Genomic DNA, 12,632 nt, shown 5'->3' on the forward strand with positions numbered 1-12,632 from the left:
TCAGGTGATCACGGTCGGCTCGGTGCGACCGGTGCGTTCCGCAATCCCGGCCACGTCCTCGGCATAGGCGATCAGATCGGAAAGGGTTTCCTGGGTGTCGGCGTCGTGCTTTGCCGGATCGGGCTCGTAATGTTCAAGATAGACGCGCAGCGTCGCGCCGGACGTACCCGTGCCGGAGAGACGGAACACCACGCGCGAGCCGTTTTCGAACAGGATGCGAATGCCCTGCCTGCGGCTTACCGAACCGTCGACCGGATCGTGATAGGCGAAATCGTCCGCTTCGGCCACAGTCAGGCCGCGGAAGGTGGTGCCGGGAAGCGTTTCAAGCTTTTCGCGCAGCGCATCCATCAGTCCGTTTGCGGCTTCGGTGTCGATGCCTTCATAGTCGTGACGGGAATAGTAGTTGCGGCCATATTCGGCCCAGTGCTTCTTGACGATGTCGAGCGCGCTCTCGCCGCGCACCGCCAGAATGTTCAGCCACAGCAGAACCGCCCAGAGCCCGTCCTTCTCGCGCACATGGTTGGAGCCGGTGCCGAAGCTTTCCTCGCCGCAGAGCGTCGCCTTGCCGGCATCGAGCAGATTGCCGAAGAACTTCCAGCCGGTGGGCGTCTCATAGGCGCCGATGCCGAGCTTCTCCGCCACCCGGTCGGCCGCCTGGCTGGTCGGCATCGAGCGGGCAATGCCGGCGAGACCTGTCTTGTAGGCCGGTGCCAGATGGGCATTGGCGGCCAGAATGGCGAGGCTGTCGGAGGGCGTGATGAACACGCCATGACCGACCACCATGTTGCGGTCGCCGTCGCCATCGGAGGCCGCGCCGAAATCCGGTCCGCCTTCGCTCATCACGGCGTCGTACAGCGTCTTGGCGTGAACCAGATTGGGGTCCGGATGGTGGCCGCCGAAATCTTCCTTCGGCTCGAAATTCATCACCGAACCCTCGGGCGCGCCGAGGCGGTTTTCGAGGATCTCCTTGGCATAAGGGCCGGTGACGGCACTCATCGCATCGAAGGAGAGCTTGAAGCCGGAGGCGATATGGGAGCGGATCGCGTCGAAATCGAAAAGCTGTTCCATCAGCTCGGCGTAGTCGGCGACCGGATCGAAGACCTCGACCTCCATGTCATCGACCTTGCTGACCCCGATCTCGTCGAGCGAGACGTCGGGAGCTTCGGATATCCGGTACCGGTCGATCAGCTTGGTGCGCTCGTAGATCGCATCGGTGATCTTTTCAGGCGCCGGGCCGCCATTGGCGGTGTTGTACTTGATGCCGAAATCCTCGTCCGGACCGCCGGGATTGTGGCTCGCCGAAAGAATGATGCCGCCGAAGGCCTGATATTTGCGGATCATGTTGGAGGCGGCCGGCGTCGACAGGATACCGCCCTTGCCGACCATGACCTTGCCGAAACCGTTGGCCGCGGCCATCTTGATCGTGGTCTGGATCACCTCGCGGTTGAGGTAGCGGCCATCGCCGCCGATCACCAGCGTCTTGCCCTTGTAGTCGCCGATCGAATCGAGGATCGCTTGGATGAAATTCTCGGCATAATGCGGCTCGGCGAATACCGGCACCTTCTTGCGAAGGCCCGACGTGCCGGGCTTCTGGTCCTTGAAGGGCGTGGTCGTAATCGTGACGCTCATGGTTTCGACACCATCAAATCGAGTTTCCTGTAAAGATCTGCGTAAAGGCCGGCGCTTGCCTTCCAAGACACGTCGCTCTTCATGCCCTGTTTCTGAAGGCCAAGCCAGGCTTTCTTGTTGTTGTAGAGGCTGATCGTGCGGCGGATGGCGTGGGAGAGCGCCCATGGCTCCACCGGCGAAAACTGGATGCCGGTCGCGGCGTTCACCGCAAGGGCTGCCGGATTGGCGTCGATCACGGTATCGGCAAGCCCGCCGGTGCGCGCCACCACGGGCACGCACCCGTAACGCAGGCCATAGAGTTGGGTCAGGCCGCAAGGCTCGAAACGCGACGGGATGAGGATCGCGTCGGCGCCGGCCTGCTGGATATGCGACAGTGTCTCGTCATAGCCGATGATGGTGCCGACGCGGCCCGGATAGAACCGGACCATGTTGCGGAAGCCTTCCTCAAGGCCCGGTTCGCCGGTGCCGAGCACGGCAAGCTTGCCGCCCATGGCCACCAGATCGCCGACGACTTCGGCAAGGATATCCATGCCTTTCTGCCAGGTGAGGCGCGAGACCACGCAGAAGATCGGTGAATCGTCATTGTCGAGGCCGAAGCGCTCGCTCAGCGCCTGCCGGTTCGGTTCGCGGGCGCGGGGCTTGTGGGCCGAGTAACGGCTGACAAGCGAGTCGTCCGTCGCGGGGTTCCAGACATCGGTGTCGATGCCGTTGACGATGCCGGTCACGGTGTGGGCGCGCGCCGAGATGAGCCCCTCAAGGCCCATGCCATACTGCGCCGTCTGGATTTCGCGCGCATAGGTGGGGCTGACCGTGGTCACGCTCCAGGCGGTCTGCAGCCCGCCCTTGAGGAAGCTGACATTGCCGTAATATTCGATGCCGTCGACGGCAAGCGCGTGCGGCGGAAGGCCAAGCCAGGGAAAGATGTCGATGCCGAAATTGCCCTGGAAGGCGATGTTGTGAATGGTGAGGATCGACGGCTTTTCCGGCGTTTCGGCAAACCGCATATAGACCGGCGTCAGCGCCGCCTGCCAGTCATGGCAGTGGACGAGGTCGGGCTCCCATCCGGGAAGGGCACCGGAGGCAATCTCGGCTGCTGCCTTGCACAGCGCGCCAAAACGCCGCCAGTTGTCCGAATAGCCCTCGCCATGCGGCGCGTTATAGGGATTGCCGAAGCGGTTGAAGAACGCCGGCGCATCGAGGACGAGAAGGTCCAGCCCTGCGTGCCGGGCAGACAGCACATCCGCCCTTTCGCCGAACAGGTTGTCGAATGTGTGCAGCTTCTCGGCCTTGTCGCCGATGGCCTTCATGACCGCCGGGTAGCCCGGGATCAGCGTCTTCGTTTCCATGCCAAAAGCAGAAAGAGCAAGCGGGAGAGCGCCGGCGACGTCGGCAAGCCCTCCCGTCTTGATCAGCGGGTAGATTTCCGAAGCAACGGAAAGAACCTTCATGTCTTAACTGTCCAGTCTGTCAATCATCGATTGGGTAATCAGGCAAATCCCGCTTTCGGAACGGCGGAACCGGCGAGCGTCGAGCTCCGGATCCTCGCCAACGACGAGCCCTTCGGGGATATGCACGCCGTGGTCGATGATGACATTGCGCAGATGGGCGTGACGTCCGACATGAACGCGCGGCAGAACCACCGCGCCTTCGAGGCGGGAATAGGAGTTGGCGCGCACGCCGGTGAAGAGCAGGCTCTTGTAGAGCTGCGAACCGGAAATGATGCAGTCGCCAGAGACCACCGACGACACCGCCGAACCCCGGCGGTTTTCATCGTCATGGACGAATTTCGCCGGCGGCGTCACTTCCGAATAGGACCAGATCGGCCAGGACTTGTCGTAGATGTCGAGTTCGGGCACCACGCCGGTCAGGTCGATATTGGCCTGCCAGTAGGCGTCGAGCGTGCCGACATCGCGCCAGTAGGCCTGGTCTTCGAAGCTCGAGCGCACGCAGCTCTTGGAGAAGCGGTGGGCGAGCGCCTTGCCGTTCTTGACGATATAGGGAACGATATCCTTGCCGAAATCGCGGCTCGACGTCGGATCGGCGGCATCGCGGTAGAGGCAATCGAACAGGAACTTGGTCTTGAAGACGTAGATGCCCATCGAGGCGAGCGCCATCGACTCATTGCCGGGAATGCCCGGCGGATTGGCAGGCTTTTCAACGAAATCGACGATGCGGTCGTTCTCGTCGACATGCATGACGCCGAAGCCCTTGGCTTCCTCGACCGGCACTTCGAGGCAGCCGATGGTGATGTCGGCGCCTTCGTTGACGTGCTGGCGCAGCATCATCTCGTAGTCCATCTTGTAGATATGGTCGCCGGCCAGGATGATCATGTATTCCGGATTGTAGGAATCGATGATGTCGATGTTCTGGTAGACCGCATCGGCCGTGCCTTCATACCACTGCGTTTCCGAAACGCGCTGGGAGGCGGGCAGAACGTCGAAACTCTCGTTTCGCTCGGGTCTGAAGAAGTTCCAGCCCTGGTGCAAATGGCGGATCAGCGAGTGCGCCTTGTACTGGGTCGCGACCCCTATGCGGCGGATGCCGGAATTCAGCGCGTTCGACAACGCAAAGTCGATAATGCGGGTCTTGCCGCCGAAATAGACGGCCGGCTTGGCGCGTGTGTCCGTCAATTCCTTCAGACGGCTTCCGCGGCCGCCGGCCAGTACATAGGCCATCGCATCACGTGCGAGCGGTTGCCCCATTCGATTGCTCATCCTTCCCTCCCACTATTCTTCCGGTTCCAGCATGATGGTCGCAAGCGGCGGCAGCATCAGCGCGGCGGAAATGCCGCCATGCCCGTGGGTGACGGCGCGCACGCGTCCGCCATTGCCAAGCCCGCTGCCGCCGTAGATCTCGGCGTCGGTATTCAGGATCTCGCGCCAGTAACCGGCCTTGGGCAGCGGCACATGATAGCCGTCGCGTGGCACGGGCGTGAGATTGCAGACGACGATGACCGGTTTTTCGCCCGGCGCCTTGCGCTGCCATGCGAACACCGAATTGTCGTGGTCGTCGACGATCGTCCATTCAAAGCCTTCCGGCTCGCAATCGCGGGCATGAAGCGCAGGTTTGGCGCGATAGGTGAAGTTGAGATCGCGCACCAGCCGGCGCACGCCCTCATGGGTGTGATAGTCGAGCAGGTTCCAGTCGAGCGCGCGGGCCTCGCTCCACTCGCTCCACTGCGCAAATTCCTGCCCCATGAACAGCAGCTTCTTGCCGGGATAGCCCCACATGAATGCATAATAGGCCCTGAGATTTGCGAATTTCTGCCAGTCGTCGCCCGACATCTTGGCAATCAGCGAACCCTTGCCGTGCACGACCTCGTCATGGGACAGCGGCAGCACGAAGTTTTCGGTGAAGGCGTATGTCAGGCCGAAGGTGATTTCCTGGTGGTGATGCTTGCGGTGCACGGACTCGCGGCTGAAATAGTTCAGCGTGTCGTTCATGAAGCCCATGTTCCACTTGAAGCCGAAACCGAGTCCGCCCTCATGGACCGGCTGGGAGACCTTCGACCAGGTCGTCGATTCCTCGGCGATCGTCATCATCTCCGCATGCTGGCCATAGACCGCCTTGTTCATTTCCTGGATGAAGCGGACCGCGCCGAGATTGGCGTTGCCGCCATATTCATTCGGGATCCATTCGCCGTAATTGCGCGAATAATCGAGGTAGAGCATCGAGGCCACAGCATCGACGCGAAGCCCGTCGATATGAAACTTCTCGCCCCAGTAGAGCGCGTTGTTCAGGAGGAAGGAGGCGACTTCGGTGCGGTCGAAATTGTAGATCGCGGTATTCCAGTCGGGGTGGAAGCCCTTGCGCGGGTCGGCGTGCTCGTAAAGAAACGTGCCGTCGAAATTGCGCAGGCCATGCTCGTCCGTCGGAAAATGCGCGGGCACCCAGTCGAGCAGAACCCCGATGCCGACCTTGTGGCAGCCGTTGACGAAACGGGCAAAGCCTTCCGGCTCGCCGAAGCGTGCGGTCGGCGCATAGAGCCCGGTCGTCTGGTAGCCCCAGGAAGGGTCGTAGGGGTATTCGGAAATCGGCAGGAACTCGATATGGGTAAAGCCCATATCGGCGCAGTAGGGGATCAGCCGGTCGGCAAGCTCGTCCCATGAAAGGTAAGTGCCATCGTCGCGGCGCTGCCAGGAGCCGGCGTGAACCTCATAGATCGAGATCGGCTGGCGGCGCTTGTCGAGACTTGCCCAGTGTTCGCGGTGATCGTCATCGTCCCAGACCTGATCCATTTCGGCGGTGGTCACCGAGGCGGTCTGAGGGCGCAGTTCGCTGCGGCGGGCAAAGGGATCGGCCTTCAGCGGCAGGAGATTGCCATCGGCGCCGATGATCTCGAACTTGTAGGGCGTGCCGGGCTCGACACCGGGCGCAAAGATTTCCCAGACGCCGGAATCGCGCCGGAACCGCATCATGTGGCGGCGCCCGTCCCAGTCATTGAAGCTGCCGACCACCGACACGCGCCTGGCATTGGGTGCCCAGACGGCGAAGTGGAAGCCCTTCACACCCTGATGGCTGATCGGGTGTGCGCCGAGCTTGTCGAACAGCCTCAGATGCGATCCCTCGCGCACGAAGTAATCGTCCATCGGGCCAAGCACCGGCCAGAAGCTGTAGGGATCGACAACCGTCCATTCAGTGCCGCCGCGCCTGGCGCGGTAGCTGACGGGCACAAAGATATCGAGGGAAAGACGGCCGCTGAAGAAGCCGGAATCGTCGATGCGTTTGAGCTTGCCGAGCGCCTTTCCGTCAAGATCGAAGGCTTCGACGCTTTCCGCTCCGGGCAGAAAACAGCGTGCTACCATCTTGCCATTGATCTTCTGGATGCCAAGCACGGAGAAGGCATCTCCGTGCGTGGCGTTCAGAATGCCTTCGATATCCCCCCGATGCGGCGTTTCCTCCGCAATGGTCTCCGGATCGGCTTGCTCCGGTTGTTTCATAGAACGCTCCAGATGTCGCGCGCATACTCCCTGATGGTCCGGTCGGAAGAGAACCACCCCATACGCGCAGTATTCCTGATAGCTTTAACGTTCCATGAGGCGCGATCGTTCCATATCGCGTCAACTTCGCGCTGGGCTGCGGCATAGGCATCGAAATCTGCGGCGACCATGAACCAGTCATGGTCGTAAATGCCGCCCATGAGTTCGGCATAGCGGTTCGGGTCGTCGTGGGAGAACACGCCGGACGAGATCGCCGACAGCGCCTGCGACAGTTCCTTGGAGCCCTCGATAACCTCGCGCGGATTGTAACCGCCGGAGCGGGTCTTCTCGACTTCGTCGGCCGTCATGCCGAAGATGACGATATTGTCGGCGCCGACCCAGTCGCGCATCTCGACATTGGCGCCATCGAGCGTGCCGATGGTGAGCGCGCCGTTGATGCCGAACTTCATGTTGCCGGTGCCGGATGCTTCCATGCCGGCCGTCGAGATCTGCTCGGACAGATCGGCAGCGGGGATCATCACCTCGGCGGTCGAGACATTGTAGTTGGGAACGAAGACGATCTTCAGCAGACCGCGCACGGCCGGATCATTGTTGATGACGCGGGCAACGTCATTGGCAAGCTTGATGACCAGCTTGGCATTGTGATAGCTCGGCGCCGCCTTGCCGGCAAAGAGCTTCACCCGCGGCACCCAGTCCATTTCGGGATGGGAGCGGATCTGGTCGTAAAGCGCCACAGCTTCGATGATGTTGAGAAGCTGGCGCTTGTATTCGTGGATGCGCTTGATCTGGATGTCGAACATTGCCGACGGATCGATGCGCGTGCCGAGCCGCTCGCCGATCAGGTTGGAAAGCCGCACCTTGTTCTCGCGCTTGACGGCGTCGAACTTCTCCTGGAAGCCGGCATCCTCGGCAAAGGCATCGAGCGCCTTCAGCTTTTCGGCATCGTCCAGGAACTCGTCGCCGATCGCGTCGCGGATCAGGCGGGTGAGCTTCGGGTTGCACTCCTTCAGCCAGCGGCGCGGTGTGATGCCGTTGGTCTTGTTGTTGATCCGGTTCGGATGGATGCGGTGCAGGTTGTAGAACACCGTCTCCTTCATCAGTTCCGTATGCAGCGCCGAAACGCCGTTGATCGAGTGGGAGCCGAGGAAGGCGATATTGCCCATGCGCACCCGGCGCTCGCCGCCCTCGTCGATAAGCGAGATCTGGCGGATGGCCTCGTCGCTGGCGCCCTTCTGCTTGCGCGCGTCGAGCAGGATCTTGGCGTTGATCTGGTAGATCAGCTGCATGTGGCGCGGGAACAGTCGCTCGAACAGCGGAACCGGCCAGCTTTCCAGCGCTTCCGGCAGAAGCGTGTGGTTGGTATAGGCAAAGGTCTTGACCGTCATCTCCCAGGCGGTGTCGAAATCGACCTGGTAGATGTCGATCAGGAGCCGCATCATTTCGATGACGGCAATCGCCGGATGGGTGTCGTTGAGGTGGATCGCGACCTTGTCTGGCAGGTTCGAAATGTCGCCGAACTGCTGCATGTGGCGGCGCAGAATGTCCTGCAGCGAGGCGGAGGAGAAGAAATATTCCTGCCTGAGGCGGAGCTCCTGACCGGCGGGGTTGGCGTCGGCGGGATAGAGCACGCGGGTCAGCGTTTCCGCCTTGGTGCTTTCCTGCAGCGCGCCGATGTGATCGCCGGCGTTGAACTTGTCGAGCAGGATCGGGTCGATGGCATCCGCCGACCAGAGGCGCAGCGTATTGACGCGTTTGGCCCGCCAGCCGACAACCGGCGTGTCATAGGCTTCCGCCATCATCCGTTCGGCAGGTTTCCAGATATAGCGCGCCTCCGCGCCCCCTTGCTCGACGATATCCACCTTGCCGCCGAAATTGATCTCGTAGGTGCTTTCGCGGCGGTGAAACTCCCAGGGGTTGCCGTGGGCAAGCCAGGTTTCCGGCAGTTCGACCTGCCAGCCGTCGGCGATCTCCTGGCGGAACAGGCCGTTGACGTAGCGGATGCCGTAGCCATAGGCGGGAACATCGACCGTCGCCATCGATTCCATGAAGCAGGCGGCCAACCGGCCGAGGCCGCCATTGCCGAGCGCCGCATCGGGCTCCAGGCCCGCAATCTCCACCAGATCGACATCGAGCTTGGCGAGCGCCTGGTTCACGGCATCGATCATTTCGAGGTTCGATATTGCATCGCGCAAAAGCCGGCCAATCAGGAATTCCAGCGAAAGATAGTAAACGCGCTTGTCGCCCGACTGATAGGTGTTGCGGGTGGATTCCATCCACTTGTCGGTGATCCGGTCGCGGATCGCGAGGATCACGGCGCGCAGCCAGTCATGCGGCTTGGCGACGATCGTGTCCTTGCCGACCTGATAGATCAGCTTTTCCAGAATGCTGGCGGCAAGTTCGTCAGCGTCGTGAGAGCGCGGGGTCGGCAATGGGAGGTCGGGATTGGTCGCTTTGTTCATTGGCTTTTTCCGTCAATAAAAGGCTGGAAAATTGAGAGCGTGGCCGTCTGAAATTCTGGCCCTCCGACGCAGAGGGACCTTATATGCGTATTCTTTCCTGCAATTTATGCACTGATATGACGCACTTGCAACAAAGCGTTCGCGGCTGGCGGGAAATTATTCCGCAGCCTCAACGCACTGTCGAAATCGTGTGCATGAAAGCGACGGGAAAACGGGGATTGCGCAATCAGCGCACAGTCTCGGGGACGGGCACGACATCGACCGCCTGGGTTGCCTGGTGATCGCCATAGGTTTTCATCACGCCGAGCACCGGTGCAACATCGGCATAGTCGCGGCCATAGCCGACGACGATATGATCGGATCCCGCCTGGATATTGTTGGTCGGATCGAATTCCAGCCAGCCGGATGCTTCCCCGCACCACACCCTGACCCAGGCGTGCATGGCGTCGGCGCCTTCGAGACGCGGCTTGCCCGGCGGCGGAATGGTGCGCAGATAGCCGCTGACATAGCCGGCGGGAATGCCGATCGCGCGCAGCGCCGAGATCATCACATGCGAGAAATCCTGGCACACGCCGCGCTTCAGCTTGAACGCCTCCATCGGGCTGCTGTCGACCGTGGTCGCCTCGCCATCATAGGCGAAATCGGTGAAAATGCGGGCGCAGATCGATGTCGCGATCTGATGAACGCTCATGCCATGCTCCACGCTTTCCCGGCCATAGGCGGCGATCTGCCGGTCATGCGGTATGCGCGGGCTGGGGCTCAGGAAGTGGTGCGGCGATTCCCTGCCGAGGCTGAGGATTGCGGCATATTCCTCGCGCAGGCGCGGAAGATCCGGAAATGCGCCGTCCGCCACGCGCGCGGCATCGACATTGACCCGCGCCTTCATGGTGATCGCGAATGTCTGGTGCGGCGGCTCGATCAGCGTGGCAATCGCCGGGTGGCCGAAAAAATCGGTAAAGCCGCGCTGCTCGCTCGGGTGGGGATCGAATTTCACATGGCCCGCAATCAGCCGCTGGCGCTGGGTTGCCGCAAGCGGCAGGACGCGGGTGATGTGGCGCGCCAGCGAGGCCGGCGTGTCGTAGTGATATTCCATCTTCAGCGAGAGATCGTACAGCATCATCCCTCACAGATAGCTTTGCGCGAGACAGTCGGAGAGCGCCTCGAAGTCGCGCTCGAGCGTCTCGTAATATTCGTTGGAGATCGAGTAGGCCGTCATCACGGCGAGGCCGGATTGCACCCGCATCGTCTCGCGGTGCAGCGGCGACATCTGCATCATGTTGTCCTGGCTCGGCAGTTTCTTCACTTCAGCGAGCATCTCGTTCAGCTGGAACAGCACCGAGCGCGGGTTCTGCGGATCGAGCGCCAGAAGATCGGTGATCGTCAGGCGGTTGGTGTCGACATTGTAATGACGCCGGTGGGTCATGACGTTGTCGCCGATCTCGAGCAGGATATCGAAGGCCCCGTCGGGCGCGTCTTCGCCGGAAAGCTCGCCGAGAAGGCGCGTCATGTGCAGGCCGCGCTCGAGATAGCGACCGATCGACAGGAAGCGCCAACCGGTCGAGCGGTACATGTTTTCGTGCACGAGACCGGCAAAGCCCGCGAGCTTGCGCAGCAGGATGGTGATCGCATGGGCGGCGTCATCGCCCGGCCGGACGCTGTTGACGAAGCGGCGCGCGGTCTTGGACAGGTCGTTCAGCGCAAGCCAGCCATCGGGCGAGAACCGGTCGCGAATATTGCCGGCGGAATAGACGGCGCTATCGATATCGCGCATCAGGCTTGGAGGAAGCGCTGCTTCGGAAAGTTCGTGGCCCGCTTGCTCGAGATAGTCTTCCACGCGGGTCAAAAGCGCCTGGCCGCGGTCATCAACCTCGGCAAAGCGCCCGTGCCAGGCCCTGAGAATACGCAGATTGCCTTCCGCCCGCTCGATGTAGCGCCCGAGCCAGAACAAATTGTCGGCAGCCCGGCTCGGCAGGTTTGCCGGCTGGTTGCGCGGCACCCGGCTTTCGCGGGTCAGAAGCGTCGGGCGGGCGACCGGGGTCTGGCTGACGACCCAGACATCGGCGGCGCGTCCACCGGATTGCATTGCGATCGCGGCAACATCGTCGGAAGAGCCGATACGGGCGAAACCGCCGGGCATCAGCCGCCAGCCGTCACGGGTGCGTGCCGCAAAGACGCGCAGCGAGAACGGGTGCGGCTCCAGCCTGCCGTTGAAGAAGGCGGGCGCCGTTGACAGCTTGACCGCTTCCTGGCCGACCAGCCACTGACCGCGCTTTTCAAGCCAGCGCGAGACCGCGCCGGGCAGGCGCTCGGACAGGCGTTTTCCCGAAAAGGACAAGCCGGAATCGTCAAAGAATGGCTGGCGCGAATAGGCCGGGCCAAGCAGCATCTGGTCGATATTGGCCGCGACATGGGCGCGTTCGTTCGGCTGCCCGCACCACCATGTGGCGATCGAGGGGATCTTCAGGTCTTCATTCAGCAGCCGCCGGGAGAGGGCCGGCAGGAAGGCGAGCAGCGCGCGGGTTTCGACAATGCCCGAGCCAAGCGCGTTGACCATGGTGAGATTGCCGGCGCGGATGGCGCTGACGATGCCGGGTGTGCCGATGCGCGAATTGGGGTTCAGCTCCAGCGGATCGGTGAAGTCGGAATCGAGACGCCGCCACAGCACGCTGACGGGCATCGGGCCGGCGACCGTGCGCACCATCAGCTTGTCGTTGACGACGACCAGATCCTCGCCTTCGAGCAAAGAGATGCCGAGATAGCGGGCGATATAGGCGTGCTCGTAATAGGTCTCGTTGGCGGGTCCGGGGGTCAGGACAGCAAACCTGCCTTCGCCGCCCACCGGCTCGCTTTGCAGCGCATCGCGGAACGCACCGAAGAAGGAGGCAACGCGGCGGACATGCATGTCGCTGTAGATGCCGGAAAAGGCGCGCGAGGCGGCCACCCGGTTTTCCAGCGCAAAGCCTGCGCCTGACGGGGCCTGGGTGCGGTCCGACAGAACCCACCACTTGCCTTCCGGTCCGCGACCCACTTCGAAGGAGACGAAGTGCAGGAAATGCCCGCCGGCAGGCGGAACGCCCACCAGCGGACGCAGGAACTCGCTGTTGGATGCGACGAGCGCCGGCGGGATGAAGCCTTCGGCGACCAGCCTGTTGTCGCCGTAAAAGTCCGCCATCATCGCTTCCAGCAGATCGGCGCGCTGCTTCAGCCCTTCGGCAAGTTCCTGCCACTCATTGTCGTCGATGATGACGGGAATATGGGAAAAGGGCCATGCCCGCGTGTCGTCCTGGCCGTCATAGGCCCGGTAGAACACGCCAGCATCGCGCAGATAGCGGTCAGCGCGGGAGAAGCGTTCGGCAAGCTCGTCGGCGGTCATGCCCGAGAGCGCGTTGACGAAGGGTTGCCAGATGGGCCTTACCTTGCCCGAGGCATCAACCATTTCATCGGGCACGCCGGGCAGCGGCTTATAATTGCCGGCATTCCACGCGATAGCGGGTTCCGCTTCGCTGGTCCTGCCGGCTCTTTGCCTTTCGGCGGTTTGTTCCGCCTTCGCCTCTGCCACGTGATTGCCGCCCGCCCTGATGAACGCTTCGTCTCAGTCGAAGCG

The 12,632-nt window shown here is 62.1% G+C and carries 7 protein-coding genes; all 7 read right to left on the bottom strand.

Annotated features, from left to right (window positions below):
• A complete protein-coding gene (locus HPQ62_RS17235) occupies nucleotides 1–1,629 on the bottom strand; it encodes an alpha-D-glucose phosphate-specific phosphoglucomutase (protein WP_174803817.1) in 1,629 nt (542 codons plus the stop codon).
• The gene (gene glgA / locus HPQ62_RS17240) at nucleotides 1,626–3,077 is read right to left on the bottom strand and encodes a glycogen synthase GlgA (protein ID WP_174803818.1); all 1,452 of its coding nucleotides are present in this window, start codon (nucleotides 3,075–3,077) and stop codon (nucleotides 1,626–1,628) included. The genes HPQ62_RS17235 and glgA overlap by 4 nt, the downstream gene beginning before the upstream one ends.
• Before the next feature lie 3 nt (nucleotides 3,078–3,080).
• Nucleotides 3,081–4,343, bottom strand: coding sequence for a glucose-1-phosphate adenylyltransferase (gene glgC / locus HPQ62_RS17245; protein WP_174803819.1), 1,263 nt, complete (start codon nucleotides 4,341–4,343; stop codon nucleotides 3,081–3,083).
• 12 nt (nucleotides 4,344–4,355) lie between these two features.
• Nucleotides 4,356–6,569 (bottom strand): 1,4-alpha-glucan branching protein GlgB, encoded by a 2,214-nt coding sequence (glgB, locus tag HPQ62_RS17250; RefSeq protein ID WP_174803821.1) that lies wholly within the window; start codon nucleotides 6,567–6,569, stop codon nucleotides 4,356–4,358.
• The gene (locus HPQ62_RS17255; protein ID WP_174803822.1) at nucleotides 6,566–9,028 is read right to left on the bottom strand and encodes a glycogen/starch/alpha-glucan phosphorylase; all 2,463 of its coding nucleotides are present in this window, start codon (nucleotides 9,026–9,028) and stop codon (nucleotides 6,566–6,568) included. The genes glgB and HPQ62_RS17255 overlap by 4 nt, the downstream gene beginning before the upstream one ends.
• Nucleotides 9,029–9,254: 226 nt before the next feature.
• Complete coding sequence (locus tag HPQ62_RS17260) at nucleotides 9,255–10,145, bottom strand: transglutaminase family protein (RefSeq protein WP_174803823.1); 891 nt, start codon at nucleotides 10,143–10,145, stop codon at nucleotides 9,255–9,257.
• Between the two features lie 6 nt (nucleotides 10,146–10,151).
• Nucleotides 10,152–12,515 (bottom strand): circularly permuted type 2 ATP-grasp protein, encoded by a 2,364-nt coding sequence (locus HPQ62_RS17265; protein ID WP_174803877.1) that lies wholly within the window; start codon nucleotides 12,513–12,515, stop codon nucleotides 10,152–10,154.
• Nucleotides 12,516–12,632 lie beyond the last annotated feature (117 nt).

This window comes from Martelella limonii (assembly GCF_013344475.1).
GTDB classification, from domain to species: domain Bacteria; phylum Pseudomonadota; class Alphaproteobacteria; order Rhizobiales; family Rhizobiaceae; genus Martelella; species Martelella limonii.

Coding starts and splice junctions, on each gene's coding strand:
- HPQ62_RS17260 (WP_174803823.1), bottom strand. CDS start 10,145: ATGCTGTACGATCTCTCGCTGAAGATGGAATATCACTACGACACGCCG.
- glgC (WP_174803819.1), bottom strand. CDS start 4,343: ATGAGCAATCGAATGGGGCAACCGCTCGCACGTGATGCGATGGCCTAT.
- HPQ62_RS17235 (WP_174803817.1), bottom strand. CDS start 1,629: ATGAGCGTCACGATTACGACCACGCCCTTCAAGGACCAGAAGCCCGGC.
- glgB (WP_174803821.1), bottom strand. CDS start 6,569: ATGAAACAACCGGAGCAAGCCGATCCGGAGACCATTGCGGAGGAAACG.
- HPQ62_RS17255 (WP_174803822.1), bottom strand. CDS start 9,028: ATGAACAAAGCGACCAATCCCGACCTCCCATTGCCGACCCCGCGCTCT.
- glgA (WP_174803818.1), bottom strand. CDS start 3,077: ATGAAGGTTCTTTCCGTTGCTTCGGAAATCTACCCGCTGATCAAGACG.